This is a genomic window from Mycolicibacterium sp. CBM1 (genome assembly GCF_054073305.1).
In genome coordinates this window covers 1-19,203 of sequence record NZ_JBSXPP010000001.1, presented here as the reverse complement: position 1 = coordinate 19,203, position 19,203 = coordinate 1, and the positions used below count along the sequence as shown (strand labels likewise).

The window sequence follows — 19,203 nt, the reverse complement described above, 5'->3', positions numbered from 1 at the left end:
TCCTGCGGGAAATGCCAGTCCATCCCGGAGCCACGTCGCTAGCATTGCTTGTGGTTGCGACCGAGGCCGGGTGATGTGTTGGGCGATCGCAGGGGGATGTCGGGCGCCGACGCGCCGATTTTGATGGCCGCGATCGCGTGCCTGGGCCTCGGACTGTGGCTGGCGTTCGGGTGGGGCGGTGCCGAGACGATCCGTGTGGTCGACGGACTGGCCTTCGCCGGGTTCGGTGCCTACGCAACGTTCTGCGCGGTTCTCGCGGCCCGCGCCGCCCGCCGCCGCAACCGGATCGCCTGGACGACCATGGCGCTCGCGCTCGCGTCGTTCACTGTGGGCGAGCTACTCAGGGCGTTGCTCAGCCTTGTCCTGCACCGCACCTTGTTCCCGTCGCCGGCGGATTTTCTCTACCTGGTATTCGTCACCCTGGTCTCGGTCGCCTTCGTGCTGTTTCCCAACACCCCGATGGCAGGCTCGCGCATCCGAGTCGTGTTCGACGCGGCGATCGGTGCACTCGCGTTGTTCCTCGTCCTGTGGGTGACCGTCCTGGGCAGTGTCTGGGAGTCCAACCGCGGCAGCATCGTCGTGCAGGGCCCGGCACTGCTCTATCCGCTGCTCGACCTGATCGTGTTCGTCATCGCCGTGGTGTTCATCGCGCGTTCCAATCCCGGCAACGGCCAGGTCACGGGGTTTCTCGTCGCCGCGGTCATGCTCATGGCGTTCTCCGGCGTTGCGTTCGCGGTGCTACAGGGCACCCACCAATACCGCCCGGGGCACCCGACCAGCGTGGGCTGGGCGCTTGCCATGTCCTGTTTTGCCGCCGCGGCACTGCTGAGCATGCGGCCGCGGCCGCCGACACAGTCGCCGGGCCCCACCCCGCTGTCGATATCGGTGTGGTTGCCCTACCTGCCGCTGTTGATCGCCGGCACTGTCGGTCCGGCGATCGTCCTGACCGGGCTCCCGCGGATTGGGATCCCCGCGCTGATGGCGCTGATCTGTATGAGGCAGGTGCTGTCCGGCTGGGAGAACCGCAGACTCTTGGCCGCTGCCGCGGAACAGGCCACGCGAGATCCGTTGACGGGCTTGGCAAATCGCATTCTGTTTCACGAGAGGCTGGCCGAGGCCATGGCGGCGCGACGCCGCGACGGCCGTACGGTGGCGGTGCTGTCGCTGGACCTGGACGACTTCAAACTGATCAACGACAGCATGGGTCATCCGGCCGCGGACAGCCTGCTGATCGGTGTCGGCGAACGCATCGCGAGCCGGGTTCGGCCCAGTGGCACTGTCGCCCGGCCCGGCGGCGACGAGTTCGCGGTGGTGCTGCAGGGCGACGCCGATGAGGCCCACCTGGTGTGCGAACGCGTCGTCGACGCGTTCGACGAACCATTCGGCATTGACGGCCACGAGGTCCGACTCCACCCCAGTGCCGGGCTCGCCGTCGCGTCGACCGCCGAGCCCGACCTGGGCGCGAAGGAGTTGGTCAAGCGTGCCGATATCGCGATGTACCTGGCCAAGCGGTCGCGGACGTCGGCCATGCTCACCTTCAATGCCGACACCCCGCGGCTGGAGACCGGACCGCTCGAGCGCCTCAGCGGCCGTAGGGACCGTCTGGTCGGCGACGGCGCAGCGCAGGTTCGGCTGTTGGGCGAGTTGCGCTACGCCGTCGACCACGGTGGTCTCGATGTCGTCTACCAGCCGAAGCTCGAACTGACCAGCGGTCGGATCGTCGGTGTGGAGGCGCTGTTGCGCTGGCCGCATCCGCGGTTGGAGACGTTGCGACCGTCGGCCTTCCTGCCGCTCATCCTGCGGCACGGCTTGATGCGTCCGGTGACCGATCTGGTCGTGGCCAGGGTTCTCGACGACTCCGCACGATGGCTGGCGGCAGGCACACCCGTGCCGGTGGCGGTCAATCTCTTCGCCCCGCTGCTCACCGATGTGCAGCTGCCCGGCTGGCTGTGCGGGGAGCTGGCGCAGCGGCAACTGCCGCCCGAATTGCTCACCGTCGAGATCACCGAGGATCTCGTGTTGGACGAGGTCGAGCGCGTCACCGGCGTACTACAGGAACTGCGTCGCGACGGGATCCTCGTCGCGATCGACGACTTCGGTAGTGGCTATTCGGCCCTGAGCTATCTGCGCGACCTACCGATCGACGAAGTGAAACTCGATCGGCGCTTCATCGCATCGGTGGCCACCGACCGCAGGGCGGCCGCGGTGGTCAGCGCTGTCATCGACCTGACACACGACCTGGGGATCACCGTGGTGGCCGAGGGTGTCGAGGACGCGGAGACCGCCGCGTGGCTACGCGAGCACGGCTGCGATATCGGGCAGGGTTACTTCTTCGGCAGGCCGGTCGCGGCCGTCGATATCCCACCATTGCTGGCGGTACACGCCGGGCGGTGAGCGCCTCGCAGCATACTGTGGGTCTGTGGCCAAAGCCCTGCGGACAGCTGACCGCTGAATTGTGTTGGCGTAGCGTGAAGTTGGGCCCACCGACAATCACAATGTTGGCGGAAGGCAACCTGCGATGAACACCAAAATACTGGCCGCCCTCTCGGGAGCGGCGGCACTAGCCGTGCTCGGCATGCTCGGCGTCACCGACGGCGCCACATTGCCGAGTCGCATCTCGGCCGACTCCGGTCACGAGACGAAGTTCCCCACACCGACGCCGCCACCGCCGGCCGAGGTGTCGATGGCGGTGACGACAACGACAACCGCGGCGGCTCAATGACGCCTACAACTAGCTAGCTCAGTGCCTTGGCCTTCAACGCCTCGTACTCCGGTGCGGTGATGGTGCCTGCGTCGAGGAGCTCCTTGGCGTGGGCGATCTCCTCGGCGGGCGAGCGTCCAGCAGCCTGGCGGATGTAGTCGTCCGTCTGCTTCTTGGCGGCCAATGCGGCCGCCTGGGCTCGTTCGGTCATCCCCTTGCCCCGGGCGATCAGGTAAACCAGCGCGGTCACCCAGGGGAACACGATCAGAAAGACCACCCAGACGGCCTTGATCCATCCGGAGGTCCTGTGGTCGCGCCAGAACAGGTCAGTCAAGATCTGGAACAGCACCAGCAGATAGGCGATCCAGGCGAAGATGATCAGGAAATGCCAGAAGAAATCCCACGTCGAGCCCCAGTCCATGGCCTACTCCTCAGCTAAGTTCGGTACTCAGGTGTGCGCGGGCATCAGCCTAGTCGCGCGGCCCGGTTCACCGCGGAGACAACCGCCCGCAGTGACGCGGTCGTGATCGATGTCGCGATACCGACACCCCACACCGTGTGCCCGCCGATCGAGGCCTCGACATAGGCCGCGGCGGCGGCCTCCTCGCCGGCCGACATCGCGTGCTCGGAGTAGTCCAGCACGCTGACGTCGAATCCGACGGTGCCCAGGGCATCGACGAAGGCCGCCAGCGGCCCGTTGCCCTCGCCGCGGATGTCGGCCTCCACTCCGTCGATCTTGATCGTGGCCTCGATGACATCGGTGCCCCCGTCGACCTCGGCGCCGACCACCTTCTGGCGGATGCGCTCCAGCGGCTGGATCGGTGACAGGTACTCGTCGGCAAAGGCATCCCACATCTCCTTGGGCGACACCTCGCCGCCCTCGCCGTCGGTGATCTGCTGGATCGCCTTGCTGAATTCGATCTGCAGTCGCCGGGGCAGTACCAGGCCGTGGTCGGCCTTCATGATGTAGGCCACGCCGCCCTTGCCGGATTGCGAGTTGACCCGGATCACGGCCTCGTAGGTGCGTCCGACGTCCTTCGGGTCGATCGGCAGGTACGGAACCTGCCACAAGATGTCATCGACATCCGAATCCGCTTCGTCCGCTGCAACTTTCATGGCATCCAGGCCCTTGTTGATGGCGTCCTGGTGGCTGCCGGAGAAGGCGGTGTAGACCAGGTCGCCGCCGTACGGGTGACGTTCGTGGACGGGCAACTGGTTGCAGTACTCCACGGTGCGCCGGATCTCGTCGATGTTCGAGAAGTCGATCTGCGGGTCGATGCCGCGGGAGAACAGGTTCAGCCCCAGCGTCACCAGGCACACGTTGCCGGTGCGCTCGCCGTTGCCGAACAGGCAGCCCTCGATCCGGTCAGCACCGGCCTGGTATCCCAATTCCGCTGCGGCAACGGCAGTTCCGCGGTCGTTGTGCGGGTGCAGGCTCAAGATGATCGAGTCCCGGCGGGCCAGGTTGGCGCTCATCCACTCGATCGAGTCGGCGTAGACGTTCGGGGTGGCCATCTCGACGGTGGCGGGCAGGTTGACGATCAGCGGCCAGTCCGGGGTGGGCTCGATTATGTCGGAGACCGCGTCGCACACCTCCTTGGCGTAGGACAGCTCGGTACCGGTGTAGGACTCTGGGGAGTACTCGTAGCGCCACCGCGTACCCGGGTGCTTGGCCGCCTCCTCCAGGCACTTGCGTGCGCCGTCGGTGGCGATCTTCTTGATCTCGTCGCGGTCGGCGCGGAACACCACCCGGCGCTGCAGGATCGACGTCGAGTTGTAGAAGTGCACGATGACGTTCGGGGCGCCGTCGCAGGCCTCGAAGGTCCGCTCGATCAGCTCCGGACGGCACTGGGTCAGCACCTGAATCGTCACATCGTCGGGGACAGCGCCCTGCTCGATGATCTCGCGGACGAAGTCGTAGTCGGTCTGGCTGGCCGACGGGAAGCCGACCTCGATCTCCTTGTAACCCATCTTGACCAGCAGCTCGAACATCCGGCGTTTGCGGGCCGGACTCATCGGGTCGATCAGGGCCTGGTTGCCGTCACGCAGGTCGACCGCGCACCACAGCGGCGCGTGGTCGATGACCTTGTCCGGCCAGGTGCGTTGGAAGGGGGCCGAGGGGACTCCGCCCGGCACCTCGACCGCGAAAGGCCGGTACCGATCGACCGGCATCGACGAGTTTCGCTGGGTGTTCCAGGACGGCTGGCCGGCGCGGCGGGCGCCGGCAGGAGTGGTGATGGTGCGAGCAGAGACGTAGGCGTCCACAGAGTCGAAGGACGGGTTCTGGGTGGTCACGATGGGGGCTCCGGTGTCTTGGGATTGGACTTCAGACCGGCGCATCGCGAATACCCGCGACGGGAGGCCAGTCTGGATCAGACCCCGTCGCGGCGTCCGAGAAGGAGCACCCGCTGCACAGTTTCGTACTGTACTCCCGCAGTGCGGGCTAACCAAAAGTCGGCCAAGCTCGTCACCCCGCCGGAATCGGCCTCGGCGACGCCGCCGCCGCGGTAAATTGACGATTCTGCAAAGTCCGATCGGGGGTCAATCCGTGCAGGGCAGCATCCGCTCGGTGGTTGCGACCGGTGTCTCGCTGACGATTGCCGCAGGCATCGTATTGGCCCCCTCCTCGGCAGAGGCATCGCCCTCCTTCCGCACCGCTCCCGTCGTCCTCACCGGCGCCTGGCAGGATCTGGCCGACCACACCGAGGCCAACCTGGCCGACCTGGCGTACCTGATCAGCCACTATCCACCGGCGCCGATCCTGACCCAGATCGCAGAGAACCAGGTGACCTATGCGCGGTGGCTCGCCGGCCAGGACGGCGGTAGCCCCGCGCTGGTCGTTCGCACGATGGCCGACCATCTCCTGGCGGTCGGCACCGTCGTGGCCAATATCGCGGTGTTTATGCCGCTGAGCCTGGTCGGCGCATTCGTCAGTCCGGCGGCGGCGGCCATCTTTCTGGTGCAGGCCACCGCCAAATACCCGTCCACCCCGCAAACGTGGCTGCAGGCGCTGATCGACGCGCCGGCGGTGTACCTGGACACCACCTTCAACTGCTGCTCGACACCGCTGTTCAATGCGGCGTTCGGCCTGCTGAATCCCGGTCCGATCGGCTTGCTGCTGTCGTTGCCGATATCGATCGCCCAGGCGCTCACGATAACGCCGGCGACCTCGTCGGCGACCTCTTCGCCCGCCGGACAGGCGGTCGGTCAGACGGCCGGAACCAACGAGGCCGGCTCTTCCCCGGCCGCGCCCGCCACACAGCGGGTCGAGTCCGGCTCCGCGGTGGCTTCGGGGGTAGGACAGTCACGCCGGCCACACCTCGACACCACCGCCCGGCAGGTTGCCGCCACCCGCAGTGCCAAGCGGTCCGCCGCGGCCCAGGCGGCCGGGCACGATCAGCAGGCACCGGCTCAGGGCAAGGGGCGCTCGGCGCGCGGTGTCAGACCTGGGAATCCGGGAACGCGATAACCGACAGGAACCGGATCGGCACCTCCACCAGGTCCACCGGGCCGTGCGCCCCCTCCCCGTCGATCTGCAGCGAGTCACCCGGGTGCAACCGGTAGACCGAGCGGCTGTGCGCGTAATCCATCACTCCGGATAACACGTAGATGAACTCCGTGCCGGGATGCTGGAACAACGGATAGGTCTTGCTCTTCTCCGACAGGGTGACCAACAGGCATTCCAACCGCTTGTGCTCGCCGCGCAATGAGCCGAGCAATTCGTACTCGTGGCCTTCGCGGGTCCCGTTGCGCACGATGCGCGCACCGGTGCCGGCCTTGACGAACGCCGCCGGCCGCTCGACATCGGCACCGCGGAACAGGGTGGTCACCGGCACGTCGAATCCCCTCGCCAGCAGCGCAAGCGTGGACAGGCTCGGGGAGGTCTGCGCGTTCTCGATCTTCGACATCATTGCCTTGGAGATGCCCACCCGGGTAGCCATGTCGGCGACTGAAAGCCCCAGCTGCTGGCGCAACTGGCGCACATTGCGGGCGATCGCGGCCTCGAACTCCAGCTCGACGACCGGCTCGTCGGGCTCGCGGTCGCGGGCCGTGCCCGACTGGTTGCGGAGCAGATCCGTCACAAACGCACTATCGCATCTGCCCGGCACCCACATACGGATAAGGGCTCCTGAGCAGCGCGCCCTCGGCGAAGCGGGCCAACCGGAAGTCTGTCTCGGGGATGCGCGGATCACTGCTGCGCCCGTCGACAACCAGATCGGCGACCAGCCGACCGACGGCGGGTGCGATCTTGAACCCGTGCCCGCTGAACCCCGCCGCGATGAACAGCCCGTCGCGGCCGCTGGCCGAGATCACCGGATTCCAGTCCGGGGTGACGTCGTAGCAACCCGCGTAGCTGCTGGTGATCGCAGCGTCGGGGAAGCCGGGGAAGCGGGTGCCGACCTTCTCGACGGTCATATCCACGAAATCCTCGGTTGCCCGGTTGAGATAGTCGTCGGGGTCGGCGGTCGTGACATCGGACAGGTCGCTGTTGCCGAACAGCACGTCACCGCCGACCTCGGCTCGGACATATTGCAGCGACACGAGATCGGAGAACACCGGCACCGGCCCGAGATCGACGCCGGGGGAGATCATGACGATCTGCTCGCGGACCACCCGGATCGGCACCTCGATGCCGTAAGGCGCCAGGAAGGGCTGCGTCCACACCCCCGTCGCGACGACGACGGTTCCGGCGCTGATCTCGGTGCGGTCCGCCAGCCGCACCCCGGTTACCGTGTCGCCATCGGTCAGCAGGTCGGTTACCGTAGCGCCCTGCCGAATCCGTACGCCCGCGGCACGGGCAGCCACCGCGAACGCCTGCGCGGTCTGGTAGGCGTCGCCGTAGCCGCCGCGGGGCTCCCAGGCGAACGCGGCGAACGGCGAGAGGTCGGCGAAGGGCCAGAGCCGGGCCACCTCGTCGGCGTCGATCTCCTCGGTCTGCACGCCGACGGCGCGCTGGGCGGCAAGGCTTTTGCGCAACGAGTCGACGTCGGCCGCACCGACGCCGACCACGTAACCGGTTTGGCGGAAACCGATGTCGGTCGCGTGGTCGCCGAGGAACTGCTCAGGCTTCTCGAACACCTCCAGCCCGACGGTGGCCATCGCCGCCAGCGAGCTGACTCCGTAGTGGCAGCGCACGATCCCACTGGACTTACCGGTCATTCCGGAGGCCACCGTGTTGCGTTCGGCCACTACGACATCGGTGACACCGCGTTGACTCAGCGCCCAGGCGGCGGCACACCCTTCGATGCCGCCGCCGACGATCACGACGTCAGCGGTCTCGTTCACAACCCCGCTCCCGGAATCCAGGAGGTGCCGGCCAACGGCACCCGTGCCATCGCCGCCGCCTCGATGCTGATCGCGACGAGGTCTTCGGGCTCCAGGTGCAGCAGATGCGCCTTGCCGCACGCGCGCGCGATGGTCTGTGCCTCCATCGTCAGAACTCGCAGATAGTTGGCCAACCGCCGGCCACCTTCGACCGGATCCAGCCGTGCGGCCAGCTCGGGATCCTGGGTACTGATACCGGCCGGGTCGCGACCGTCCTGGAAGTCGTCGTAGAAACCGGCTGCGCTGCCGAGCTTTTCGTAGTCGGCGGCATACTTGGGATCGTTGTCGCCCAGCGCGATCAGCGCGGCGGTACCGATCGCCACCGCGTCGGCCCCCAGCGCCATCGCCTTGGCGACGTCGGCACCGGTCCGGATGCCGCCCGAGATGATCAGCTGGACGCCGTTGCGGTGTACGCCGAGCTCGGAGAGCGCTTGCACGGCCTGTGGCAGTGCGGCCAGCGTCGGGATGCCGACATGTTCGATGAACACGTCCTGGGTGGCGGCGGTGCCGCCCTGCATGCCGTCGACGACGACCACGTCGGCGCCGGCGGCGACGGCCAGCTTCACGTCGTAGTAGGTGCGGGTGGCGCCGACCTTGACATAGATCGGCTTCTCCCAGTCGGTGATCTCCCGCAGCTCGTTGATCTTGATGGTCAGGTCGTCAGGCCCCGTCCAGTCCGGATGCCGGCAGGCCGAGCGCTGGTCGATGCCCTCGGGCAGCGTGCGCATTGCGGCGACCCGCTCGGAGATCTTCTGCCCCAGCAGCATTCCGCCACCGCCGGGCTTGGCGCCCTGGCCCAGCACCACCTCGATGGCGTCGGCCTTGCGCAGGTCGTCCGGATTCATCCCATATCGCGACGGAAGGTATTGATAGACCAAATATTTCGACTGACCGCGCTCCTCGGGTGTCATCCCGCCATCGCCGGTCGTGGTGGAGGTCCCTACCTCGCTGGCGCCGCGCCCCAGTGCCTCCTTGGCCGGTCCTGACAACGCTCCGAACGACATGCCGGCGATGGTGACCGGAATATCAAGGTGCAGAGGATGTTTTGCGTTCCGGCTGCCGAGGATGACGTCGGTGTCGCAGCGTTCGCGGTAACCCTCCAGTGGGTAGCGCGACATCGACGCCCCCAGGAACAGCAGGTCGTCGAAATGCGGCAGTCGGCGCTTGGCGCCCCAGCCGCGAATGTCGTAGATACCCGTCTGGGCCGCGCGCTGGATTGCGGCGATGGTGGTGCGGTCGAAGGTGGCCGATTCGCGCAGACCGCGGCGGGCCCGCTCGTCTTGTGTGTAGGTCATCAGTACACCGAACTGTTGTCGACGTGGAAGTGGTATAGCGTGCGTGCCGAGCCGTATCGGGTGTAGGCGGCGGTGTCGTCGTCCTCGAACCCGGCGGCCTTGAGCAGCCGGCCGAGTTCCTCGTGGTGCTCGGCCCGCATCTCCTTGGCGATACAGTCCGCCCCGAGTGAGGCGACCTCGCCGCGCACGTACAGGCGAGCTTCGTAGATCGAGTCGCCGAGCGCCTCACCGGCGTCACCGCGAATCACCATCCGGCCGGCCTGTGCCATGAAGGCGCTCATGTGTCCGACGTTGCCGCCCACGACGATGTCGACACCCTTCATCGAGATGCCGCACCGCGCAGCGGCGTTGCCCTCGATGACCAGCAGGCCACCGTGTGCGGTGGCGCCGGCCGACTGCGAGACGCTGCCCTTGACCCACACCGTTCCGCTCATCATGTTCTCGGCGACAGCGGTTCCCGCGTTGCCGTTCACGACGACCTCGGCCTGCTGGTTCATCCCGGCGGCGTAGTAGCCGACGTGGCCGTCGACGGTAACCCGCACCGGCGTGTCGAGCCCGACGGCGACATTGTGTGCGCCGGCGGGATTGGTGATCACGACCTCACCGGAGAGGCCTGGTGCGTGCAGCGCCGCATTGACCTCCCGCAACGACACGGACGCGAGATCGAAGGTACTGGTCAGCGGGTCCATGCGTACACCATCTCCGGCTCCGGCTCCCAGATGGCGGCGTTCTCGACACCGGGAAGGTCGGCCAGTGCCCGGTATTCGCTGGCCATCGCGACCCAATCGGCGGTCTCGGCGATCACTGCCGGCTTGCAGGCGATGGCGTCCCGCACGATGGCGAACGAATCGTGGTTGGACACCAGCAGGGTGTAGAAGCCGTCGAAGGTCGCGCACAGCTCCTTCAGTGCCGTCTCGATGTCGCGGCCGTGAGCCAACTGCTCGGCGACGAAGCGGGCGCCGACCTCGGTGTCGTTCTCGCTGTCGAAGTGCACGCCCGCGGCCACCAGGGTGCGCCGGATGGTGGCATGGTTCGCGAACGAGCCGTTGTGCACCAGGCACTGCTCGGGCCCCACCGCGTACGGGTGGGCACCGGCCGGAATCACCGCAGACTCGGTGGCCATCCGGGTGTGCCCAACGCCCTGCCAGCCCTGCGCGTCGGCAAGTCCCCAGGCTTCGGCGAGCGCCCTTGGATGCCCAATTCCCTTGAGCACAGCCAAGTCCCGGCCGAATCCGGCGATCAGCGCCTGCGGGTAGTGGGCGGTGACCGCGGCGTGCACGGTCTCCGGTGACGCCTGCGCCGACACCAGGTACGTCTTGTCCACCCGGTGTACCGACACCTCGCCGCCGAGGCCGGCGCGCAGCGCGGCCGCTACCTCCTCTGGGCTGTCGTCGATGTCGAGAACCGAGACGGTTCCCTGCCCCGGCGGCGACCAGCGGGGATCGCCGTAGACGGCTACTCCGGCCGAATCGCTTCCGCGGCCAGACATTTCGCCGAGCATTCCGGTCAGCAGTTCGCCGAGCCGGGGGTAGAGCTGGGGGTTGCGCAGGTGCAGACCCACGATCCCACACATGGGGTGTCCTTCCTCGGGGCTTTTCAGAAAGCGGTCAGGTACTGGTCGACTTCCCACGGGCTGACCGCGCTGTGGTAGGCGAAGAACTCGTCGCGTTTGAGATTCGCGAAGTAGCCGGCCACGCCCTCGCCGGCGGTGTCGAGCACCCCGGTGATCACCGGGTCGCCGGTCATTTCCTCGACGGCGTGCAGCAGCGTGGGCGGCAAAGCAGTGCGGCCGTCGGTCCCGCCGATCGGCCCGGGGTCGAGGCTGCGTTTGATGCCGTCGATTCCGGCGCCGAGCGCGGCGGCGATGGCCAGGTAGGGGTTTGCCGATCCGTCCCCGCCGCGCAGTTCGACGCGCTGGGCGTCGGGCACCCGGATGTAGTGGGTGCGGTCGTTGCCGCCGTAGGTCGGCAGCCTGGGTGCCCACGACGCGCCCGAGGCGGTGGTGAGCGCGCCGGTGCGCTTGTAGGAGTTGACCGTCGGACCGACCACCGCCTGCAGTGCGCAGGCATGGTCGAGGATGCCCCCGATGAAGGCGTAGGCAGTCGGTGACAGGCCCAGGCCGCGGGGGTCGTCGTCACCGGCGACGGGGAATACCGGTGTCCCAGCGCTGGTCAGCGACAGGTGCAGGTGCAGCCCGGTGCCGGTGCGGTCGGCGAACGGCTTGGGCATGAAGGTGGCCACCATGCCGCGTTCCGCGGCGATCATCGACAACAGGTAGCGCAGGGTGACGACACGGTCGGCGGTGGTCAGCGCGTCGGAGAACTCGAAGTTCTGCTCGAACTGCCCGTTGCCGTCTTCGTGGTCATTGGCATAGTTCGACCATCCGAGGGTGTTCATCGCCGTCGAGATGGCGGTGAGATGGTCATACATCCGGGTGACACCGCGAGCGTCGTAACAGGGTTGGGCCGCGCAGTCGGCAACGTCGGCAGTCGCCAGCGAGCCGTCCGCATCCCGGGTCAGCAAGAAGTACTCGACCTCCGCACCGACCCATGGCTCGAAGCCGGCGTCGGCGGCGCGCTGGATGAGCGACTTGAGGATGACCCGCGGCGCGTACGGCCACGGCTTGCCCTCGACGTGCGGGTCGCAGTGCACGATCGCCAGTCCCTCTTTGACGAACGGGATCGGGGTGAACGACTCGACATCGGGGATCGCCATCATGTCCGGGTCTTTGGGTTCCTGACCCATGGCGCCCACGGCGTAGCCGGCGAAGCCCACGCCCTCGGTGGCCAGCAGGTCAACGGCCTCGACGGGAACCAGCTTGGCGCAGGGCTTTCCGCGCAGATCGACGAACAGGGCAAGGATGAATTTCGTCGCCGATGCTTCAGCCAGATCGGCGAGAGTGGTGGTGGACATGTTCTCCAGCAAGTTCTTTCGGGATGACCGGGATGACGGTGGAAGGACGGAGGGTCGAGCCGGGCGCGCTGGGTGAAGGTGCGCGCCCGGCTCGGGTCCTCAGGCGTACTCGAGCTCGTACGCCGGGTCGCGATGGACGTGGGTGTCGATTCCCTTCTCCTCGTCCTCGGGGGAGATGCGGATGCCCATCGTCTTCTTGATGGCCCATGCGATGACGAAGGCGATGGCGAACGAATAGATCATCACCGCGCCGGCGGCGACCCCTTGGCGCCACAGCTGGTCGAGACCGCCACCGTAGAACAGGCCGTTGATCTTGTTCGGCATGCTGTCGCTGGCCAGGAAGCCGATCAGCAGGGTGCCGATGACACCGCCGACGAGGTGCACGCCGACGACGTCGAGTGAATCGTCGTAGCCGAACTTCTCCTTGAGTCCCACGGCGTAAGGGCAGATCGCCCCGGCGATCAGGCCGAGGATGATCGCGCCGACCGGCGTCACCGAACCGCAGGCCGGGGTGATGGCGACGAGGCCGGTGATGGCACCCGCAGCGGCGCCCACACCGGTGACGTGACCGTCCTTGATCTTCTCCACGGCGAGCCAGGCCAGGGTGGCCGCACAGGTCGCGACGAATGTGGTGACCATGACGATCGCCGCCGAGTTGCCGGCCGCCAGTGCCGAGCCGCCGTTGAAGGCATACCAGCCGGCCCACAGCAGACCCGCACCGAGCAGCGTCAGCGGCACGTTGTGCGGCTTACGCAGCTTGCCCCAGCTCGCGCCCTTGCCGAGGACGATGGCCACCGCGAGGGCGGCCGCGCCGGCGTTGATGTGCACCGCGGTACCGCCGGCGAAGTCAATTGCCTTGAGGTTGTTGGCAATCCAGCCGCCGACCGAGTCGGGGGTGACGACCCCGTTGAAGGCGAACACCCAGTGCGCCACCGGGAAGTAGACCAGGACCGCCCACACCGTCGCGAACACCATCCAGGCGGCGAATTTCATCCGGTCGGCCGCCGCGCCGGAGATCAGCGCGACGGTGATGGCGGCGAACAATGCCTGGAACAAGGCGAACAGACTGACCGGTAGGCCGGAGATGGTGGTCTGCGACTCCATCAGGTTCTTCATCCCGGCGAATTCGGTGAAGCTGCCCACGAACCCGCCGTAGGAGTTACCGAACGTCATGGAGAAGCCGAACAGCACCCAGAGCACACCGACGACGGCCACGGCGCCGAACGTCATCATCATCATGTTGGTCGAGCTCTTGACCGAAACCATGCCGCCGTAGAACAGCGCCAGGCCCGGGATCATCATCGTCAGCCCGATGATGCAACACAGCATGAATGCCGTGGTCCCTGTATCCATCTCATCTCCTGCTGGTGGGCGGCCCCCGACGATGGGCCGTTCACCAGCAGTGAACGATGTTTCTGTTACGTAGACGCCGTTGTGGTGTTGCCGGCACGTAAAACGTTCCGGTCCCGCTAGGCTGGTCGATCATGCAGCGACGACCGCGGTGGCTTCTCACCATCACGATGGTGGTCATCGCCATCGGCGTAGCGGTGTACGCGACCTGGTTCGACGGTCCGCCCGAGAAGTGCAAGCCGGTGATCGAGTTCCTCGACTTCAGTCGTTCCCAGGCGGCGAAGATCGACGCCAAGGGCGGCGACGGGGTGCCGACCGTCGCCGAGGACGCCGCCTACCAGCAATGGGCGGACGGCCTGGCCGAGCGGGCGCAGAAAGTTACCGACCCCGGGCTGGCCGCACAGGCTACCGAGGTCGCCCAGCTGGCCAACCAGTTCGTCGGTGGTCTGCCGGCACTGCGGGCCCAGACGCAATCCCGGGCACCCGGCGCCCCGGCCCCACCCCAGGTCTACGAGATGTCACTGCTCAACGACCGCATCGTCGCCAAGCTCGCCGATCTGCGCAAGACCTGCTCCTGACCAGTTGAGCACCATCTCTTCGAGGGGCAGCCGCCTCCGCGGGCGGGCGTCACGCTCGACGATCTCCGGCGCCACGGCGGCGTAGTCGCCCAGCGATCCCACCGCGACCATCGCCAGCGGACGCACCGCGGCTCCCAGACTGAACGCCGACTGCGCACCGTCGACGTCGAAGCCGGCCATCGGATGCACGATCAGCCCCCGGCTCACCGCCTCGATCGATAGGTTGGCCACGGCCGCACCGGCGTCGAACGTGGCGTACAGCGCGCTCCGCTCGTCCTCGCCCTCGTCGGCGCACACCAGGATCAGTGCGCCGGCGCTCTGGGCGTAGCTGTTGCCGCGCCGCAGCAGTCCGGCCAGGGCGGTGAACGCCAGGTCCCCGTTTCGCCCGACCACGAACCGCACCGGCTGGCGGTTTCCCCAGGTCGGGGCCCAGCGGGCGGCTTCGAGCAGAGCAATCAGCTGTTCGGCGGTGACGAGCGCACCGGGGGCGAACGCCCGCGGGCTCCATCGCGCGGCGATGGGCGGGTGTACGGGTACCCGGGTCTTGGCGAGACGGTCGACGGGTCGGTCGGGCACCGCTGGGACGTTACCGCCGATCCGGGCGGTAAAAGCAGGTGCGGGGACCCTTTATCCTTAGAGCCGACCCCCGCATTTTCCGAAAGGGCAGATTGTGGCGCTCGTCGTGCAGAAGTACGGCGGATCCTCGGTGGCCGACGCCGACCGGATCCGGCGCGTCGCCGAGCGCATCGTCGAAACCAAGAAGGCCGGCAACGACGTCGTCGTCGTGGTGTCGGCGATGGGTGACACCACCGACGAGCTGCTCGACCTGGCTCGCCAGGTTTGTCCCGCGCCGCCGCCGCGTGAGCTCGACATGCTGCTGACCGCCGGTGAGCGGATCTCCAACGCGCTGGTCGCGATGGCCATCGAGTCCCTCGGCGCGCAGGCCCGCTCGTTCACCGGGTCTCAGGCCGGGGTGATCACCACCGGCACCCACGGCAACGCCAAGATCATCGACGTCACGCCGGGCCGGCTGCGTGCCGCGCTCGACGAGGGCCAGATTGTGCTGGTCGCCGGGTTCCAGGGCGTCAGCCAGGACAGCAAGGATGTCACCACCCTGGGTCGTGGTGGCTCGGACACCACCGCCGTCGCGCTGGCCGCCGCCCTGCACGCCGACGTGTGCGAGATCTACACCGACGTCGACGGCATCTTCACCGCCGACCCGCGCATCGTGCCGAACGCGCGTCGCCTGGACACCGTCAGTTTCGAGGAGATGCTCGAGATGGCGGCCTGCGGGGCCAAGGTGCTCATGCTCCGCTGCGTGGAATACGCCCGCCGCTACAACGTTCCGATTCACGTCCGGTCGTCGTACTCCGACAAGCCCGGCACCATCGTCACCGGATCTATCGAGGACATCCCCATGGAAGACGCCATCCTGACCGGAGTTGCCCACGACCGCAGCGAGGCCAAGGTCACCGTTGTCGGTCTGCCCGACGTACCCGGTTTCGCCGCCAAGGTGTTCCGCGCCGTCGCCGACGCCGACGTCAACATCGACATGGTGCTGCAGAACATCTCGAAGATCGAGGACGGCAAGACCGACATCACCTTCACCTGCCCGCGTGACCTCGGTCCGACCGCGGTGGAGAAGCTCACGGCCCTGCAGGGCGAAATCGGTTTCAGCAAGGTGCTCTACGACGACCACATCGGCAAGGTGTCGCTAGTCGGCGCCGGGATGCGCAGCCACCCCGGTGTGACGGCCACCTTCTGCGAGGCGCTGGCCCGCGTCGGGGTGAACATCGAGCTGATCTCCACCTCGGAGATCCGAATCTCGGTGCTGGTCAAGGACACTGAGCTGGACAAGGCCGTCGCCGCTTTGCACGAGGCGTTCGCCCTCGGCGGCGAGGAAGAGGCCGTGGTCTACGGCGGGACGGGGCGTTAGTCATGGTCAATATCGGAGTTGTGGGGGCGACCGGACAGGTCGGCCAGGTCATGCGCACCCTGCTCGAAGAGCGTGACTTCCCGGTCACCAGCGTGCGGTTCTTCGCCTCGGCCCGCTCGGCCGGCAAGAAACTGCCGTTCCGCGGCCAGGAGATCGAGGTCGAAGACGCCGAGACCGCCGACCCCAGCGGCCTTGACATCGCCCTGTTTTCGGCCGGCGCGACGATGTCGCGGGTGCAGGCGCCGCGATTCGCCGCCGCCGGTGCGATCGTCATAGACAACTCCTCGGCGTGGCGCAAGGACCCCGAGGTGCCCCTGGTGGTGTCGGAGGTCAACTTCGTAAGAGACGTCGGGAACCGGGCTCGATCTCTTCCCAAAGGCATTATCGCCAACCCGAACTGCACCACCATGGCCGCGATGCCGGTGCTCAAGGTGCTGCACGACGAGGCGCAGCTGGTGCGGATGATTGCCTCGACCTACCAGGCGGTTTCGGGCAGCGGACTGGCCGGCGTCGAGGAGTTGGCCGGACAGGCCCGAGCGGTCATCGCCGGTGTCGAGGAACTCGTGCACGACGGCTCCGCGCTGGATTTCCCGGCGCCGAACAAGTACGTCGCCCCCATTGCGTTCAACGTGGTGCCACTGGCCGGTTCGCTGGTCGACGACGGCTCCGGGGAGACCGACGAGGATCAGAAACTGCGCAACGAGAGCCGCAAGATCCTCGGCATTCCGGAGCTGGCAGTGAGCGGCACCTGTGTGCGGGTTCCGGTGTTCACCGGCCACTCGTTGTCGATCAATGCCGAATTCGCCCAGCCAATCTCACCGGCACGAGCCCAGGAGCTGCTCGCCGGTGCGCCCGGTGTGACCCTGGTCGACGTGCCCACTCCGTTGGCTGCCGCCGGGGTGGACGACACCCTCGTCGGGCGGATCCGCCAGGATCCCGGTGTGCCGGACGGCCGCGGGCTTGCGCTGTTCCTCTCCGGTGACAATCTACGAAAAGGTGCTGCCCTCAACACCATTCAGATCGCCGAGCTGCTGGCCGCCGAGCTCTGAGGTTGATCCCCCTTGCGCCGAAACCGACGTTTGGGCGTGAAACTGCGAGTAATCTGCGTCATTTCGTCGATCTCGATGCTGGCGGCACCTACCGTTGCGGCCGCGGACCCGCCAAGCCCGGCGCCGGATCCGATCCTGCCGCCGCTGGCGCTGGGCCAAGTGGTGCTCATCGGCCCCACAGCGGGCACGGGTACACCCACCCGGGACTACGGCGTCGGAGCGACCGATCTGTGTGAATTCATGGAGTTCCCAACCGAACTCCTACAGATCTGCGGCGACAGCTTCGCCGGCCAGGGCGTGGGGTTCGGCGGCTGGTATTCACCCGTCGCCCTGCACGTGGCCGGTGATTCGGTCGACGATCCGCAGGGGGTGCGCTACACCGGGGTGACCGGCATCGACAAGCCCCTGCTGGCCGATCCGGCGCCACCCGGGGCCTCGCAACTGCCGGCGGGTGTGGTGCAGATCAATCGGCAGAACTATCTGCTGGTGACCACGACCAAGGACCTGGTTCCCCAGGCGTCACGTCTGGTGAAAGCCCAAGCACAGCAGGGCAATTGGGCGACCGTACCGGGATCAGTCCGCGCGGCCGGCTTCGCGGGCGGCCGGCAGACCCAGATCAGCGGTTACTACGACCCCATCCCGACGCCGGACTCTCAGACCGGCTGGGTCTATATCGTCGCCAACAATTTCGACCGGTCCGGACCGGTGGTGCTCTACCGCGCCACCCCGCAGTCGTTCACCGACCGCTCCCGCTGGCAGGGCTGGGCGGCTGGTAGCGACGGCGGCTGGGGCAAGGTGCCGTCGCCGCTGTGGGGGGACCGGGTGGGCGAGATGAGCCTGCGGCAGGTCGACGGTAAGCCGGTGCTGTCCTACTTCAACGCCAGCACCGGAAACATGGAGATGCGGGTGGCTTACGACCCGACCGGGCTGGGCGTCGCGCCGGTGACCACCGTGGTACGTGCGGGTGACTGGCCCGACCCGGCCGATGCCCTACCGCCTCCGGAGGACAACCGCCTGGCCCAGCCCTACGGCGGCTACATCTCGCCGGGGTCGACCCTCGACGAGGTACGGGTGTTCATCAGCCAGTGGAATACCGGGCCGCGCGACCGCGCACCGTACCGCGTGCTTCAGTTCGCGGTGAACCCGTTCAAGCCGTGGCCCTGAGCATCGATCAGCTTAGCTCTGGTGCGCAACATGGCTATCTGGGCAATGCCCAGCAGGAGTACCGGCCACAGGGCGCCCGAGAGCAGACTCAGTGCAACACGGCCTCGAGGTTCGTCATTTTTGCCAGCTTGCAGGGCATCTGAGAAAGCCCATGCGACAAAAGTGAACAGAGGTACGCCAGTGGCATAGAGGTAGAACAGCACGGCGCCCTCCCTTGATGGCTATATCTGGGCCATCGGGTCAAAGTTTGCCGTAAGTGTACAGCGACGTTTTCCTGCTCCGGATGTGGACGGTGACCCCCCCGGCATTCACAGCGGTTTCAAAGGGTCTACCTAAGCGCCACTGGGCAGCGGGCTCGCATGATCGAGTCATGACCGAAACACCCGAGCGGGCCGAAGAGCCCGCGACCGGCCCCGTCAGTCCCGTCACCACGACGCACGGTGTCGACGCCCCCGTGCCCCCCGTGCCGCCGCCTCCGCCCCCTGCCTATTACGGGCCCGGCCCGCGCGCTGACCGGCCGAACCGGCTCTACCAAGTCGCCGCCTGGGTGGCGATCGTCGCGGGCATCGTCTTCATTGTTGGTGCGGTGTTCTTCACCGGCTTTGCCATGGGCCGCCACAGCGGTCACGACGGCGGCTGGCGGCCCGGGGCCGGGCAGTTTCACGACCGGGGCGGCCCGCCGATGATGCCGCCGATGATGCCGGGTAACGGGCCCTGGGGCCAGCTCGGTCCGATGATTCCGCTGGGCCCCGGTGGCCCGGGCGGCCCCGGCGGCCCCGGCGGACAGGGGCCAGGCGTCGGGCCGATGAGCCCCGGCGGCCCCGGCGGTCAGGGACCGGGCGCCACGGCAACCCCGGCACCGCGCCCCTCCTAAAGACCCCGAATGCCCAGC

Annotated in this window: 19 protein-coding genes; 8 read left to right on the top strand and 11 right to left on the bottom strand. The window is 67.4% G+C overall.

Translation table 11 applies throughout. From position 1 onward, the window contains the following. Window positions 1-75: 75 nt before the first annotated feature. Together ACXDF8_RS00095 and ACXDF8_RS00090 are read left to right on the top strand one after the other, a co-directional pair. The gene (locus ACXDF8_RS00095) at window positions 76-2,394 is read left to right on the top strand and encodes a putative bifunctional diguanylate cyclase/phosphodiesterase (protein WP_457221219.1); all 2,319 of its coding nucleotides are present in this window, start codon (window positions 76-78) and stop codon (window positions 2,392-2,394) included. A gap of 124 nt (window positions 2,395-2,518) precedes the next feature. Beyond that, window positions 2,519-2,722, top strand: coding sequence for a hypothetical protein (locus ACXDF8_RS00090; protein ID WP_457221218.1), 204 nt, complete (start codon window positions 2,519-2,521; stop codon window positions 2,720-2,722). A 13-nt stretch (window positions 2,723-2,735) separates the two neighbouring features. On the opposite strand, the gene ACXDF8_RS00085 is transcribed toward ACXDF8_RS00090, so the two are convergent. Both ACXDF8_RS00085 and leuA read right to left on the bottom strand, forming a co-directional pair. Next, the gene (locus tag ACXDF8_RS00085) at window positions 2,736-3,122 is read right to left on the bottom strand and encodes an SHOCT domain-containing protein (protein ID WP_457221217.1); all 387 of its coding nucleotides are present in this window, start codon (window positions 3,120-3,122) and stop codon (window positions 2,736-2,738) included. A 44-nt stretch (window positions 3,123-3,166) separates the two neighbouring features. Beyond that, window positions 3,167-5,041: a 2-isopropylmalate synthase gene (gene leuA / locus ACXDF8_RS00080; protein ID WP_457221216.1), complete on the bottom strand. Its 1,875-nt coding sequence runs from the start codon at window positions 5,039-5,041 to the stop codon at window positions 3,167-3,169. Between the two features lie 229 nt (window positions 5,042-5,270). On the opposite strand from leuA, the gene ACXDF8_RS00075 reads away from it, so the two are divergent. Beyond that, entirely contained in the window at window positions 5,271-6,170 is a 900-nt protein-coding gene (locus ACXDF8_RS00075; protein ID WP_457221215.1) for a hypothetical protein, read from the top strand. Here the strand turns inward: ACXDF8_RS00075 and ACXDF8_RS00070 are convergent. From ACXDF8_RS00070 to ACXDF8_RS00040, 7 genes are all read right to left on the bottom strand, one after another. Beyond that, window positions 6,142-6,816 (bottom strand): type II toxin-antitoxin system RelB family anti-toxin, encoded by a 675-nt coding sequence (locus tag ACXDF8_RS00070; protein WP_457221214.1) that lies wholly within the window; start codon window positions 6,814-6,816, stop codon window positions 6,142-6,144. The two genes, ACXDF8_RS00075 and ACXDF8_RS00070, sit on opposite strands and share 29 nt — an antisense overlap. Continuing rightward, window positions 6,791-7,987, bottom strand: a complete 1,197-nt coding sequence (locus tag ACXDF8_RS00065; protein ID WP_457221213.1) for an NAD(P)/FAD-dependent oxidoreductase — start codon at window positions 7,985-7,987, stop codon at window positions 6,791-6,793. The genes ACXDF8_RS00070 and ACXDF8_RS00065 overlap by 26 nt, the downstream gene beginning before the upstream one ends. Then, complete coding sequence (locus ACXDF8_RS00060; RefSeq protein ID WP_457221212.1) at window positions 7,984-9,321, bottom strand: FMN-binding glutamate synthase family protein; 1,338 nt, start codon at window positions 9,319-9,321, stop codon at window positions 7,984-7,986. Before ACXDF8_RS00060 ends, ACXDF8_RS00065 begins: the two co-directional genes overlap by 4 nt. After that, window positions 9,321-10,010 carry a protein glxC gene (locus ACXDF8_RS00055; RefSeq protein WP_457221211.1) on the bottom strand — a complete coding sequence of 230 codons (690 nt, stop codon included), beginning with the start codon at window positions 10,008-10,010 and terminating at the stop codon, window positions 9,321-9,323. The genes ACXDF8_RS00060 and ACXDF8_RS00055 overlap by 1 nt, the downstream gene beginning before the upstream one ends. Next, the gene (locus ACXDF8_RS00050) at window positions 9,998-10,894 is read right to left on the bottom strand and encodes a class II glutamine amidotransferase domain-containing protein (RefSeq protein ID WP_457221210.1); all 897 of its coding nucleotides are present in this window, start codon (window positions 10,892-10,894) and stop codon (window positions 9,998-10,000) included. The genes ACXDF8_RS00055 and ACXDF8_RS00050 overlap by 13 nt, the downstream gene beginning before the upstream one ends. Window positions 10,895-10,917: 23 nt before the next feature. Beyond that, on the bottom strand, window positions 10,918-12,234 hold the full coding sequence (gene glnT, locus ACXDF8_RS00045; protein ID WP_457221209.1) for a type III glutamate--ammonia ligase: 1,317 nt from the start codon (window positions 12,232-12,234) through the stop codon (window positions 10,918-10,920). 99 nt (window positions 12,235-12,333) lie between these two features. Continuing rightward, window positions 12,334-13,587, bottom strand: a complete 1,254-nt coding sequence (locus ACXDF8_RS00040) for an ammonium transporter (protein ID WP_457221208.1) — start codon at window positions 13,585-13,587, stop codon at window positions 12,334-12,336. Between the two features lie 131 nt (window positions 13,588-13,718). Here ACXDF8_RS00040 and ACXDF8_RS00035 point away from each other — a divergent pair, with 131 nt between their 5' ends. Further along, entirely contained in the window at window positions 13,719-14,162 is a 444-nt protein-coding gene (locus ACXDF8_RS00035; protein WP_457221207.1) for a hypothetical protein, read from the top strand. Here the strand turns inward: ACXDF8_RS00035 and ACXDF8_RS00030 are convergent. Beyond that, window positions 14,103-14,738 (bottom strand): nitroreductase family protein, encoded by a 636-nt coding sequence (locus tag ACXDF8_RS00030; protein WP_457221206.1) that lies wholly within the window; start codon window positions 14,736-14,738, stop codon window positions 14,103-14,105. The genes ACXDF8_RS00035 and ACXDF8_RS00030 overlap by 60 nt on opposite strands. A 94-nt stretch (window positions 14,739-14,832) precedes the next feature. On the opposite strand from ACXDF8_RS00030, the gene ACXDF8_RS00025 reads away from it, so the two are divergent. The 3 genes from ACXDF8_RS00025 (at window position 14,833) to ACXDF8_RS00015 (ending at window position 18,311) form a co-directional block, all read left to right on the top strand. Further along, a complete protein-coding gene (locus tag ACXDF8_RS00025; protein ID WP_457221205.1) occupies window positions 14,833-16,098 on the top strand; it encodes an aspartate kinase in 1,266 nt (421 codons plus the stop codon). A gap of 2 nt (window positions 16,099-16,100) precedes the next feature. Beyond that, window positions 16,101-17,147: an aspartate-semialdehyde dehydrogenase gene (locus ACXDF8_RS00020; protein ID WP_457221204.1), complete on the top strand. Its 1,047-nt coding sequence runs from the start codon at window positions 16,101-16,103 to the stop codon at window positions 17,145-17,147. A gap of 75 nt (window positions 17,148-17,222) precedes the next feature. Next, window positions 17,223-18,311 carry a DUF4185 domain-containing protein gene (locus ACXDF8_RS00015; RefSeq protein ID WP_457221680.1) on the top strand — a complete coding sequence of 363 codons (1,089 nt, stop codon included), beginning with the start codon at window positions 17,223-17,225 and terminating at the stop codon, window positions 18,309-18,311. Here ACXDF8_RS00015 and ACXDF8_RS00010 read toward each other — a convergent pair. Beyond that, entirely contained in the window at window positions 18,275-18,514 is a 240-nt protein-coding gene (locus ACXDF8_RS00010) for a hypothetical protein (RefSeq protein ID WP_457221203.1), read from the bottom strand. The genes ACXDF8_RS00015 and ACXDF8_RS00010 overlap by 37 nt on opposite strands. 167 nt (window positions 18,515-18,681) lie before the next feature. On the opposite strand from ACXDF8_RS00010, the gene ACXDF8_RS00005 reads away from it, so the two are divergent. Further along, window positions 18,682-19,185 carry a hypothetical protein gene (locus ACXDF8_RS00005; RefSeq protein ID WP_457221202.1) on the top strand — a complete coding sequence of 168 codons (504 nt, stop codon included), beginning with the start codon at window positions 18,682-18,684 and terminating at the stop codon, window positions 19,183-19,185. The last annotated feature ends 18 nt before the right edge of the window (window positions 19,186-19,203 follow it).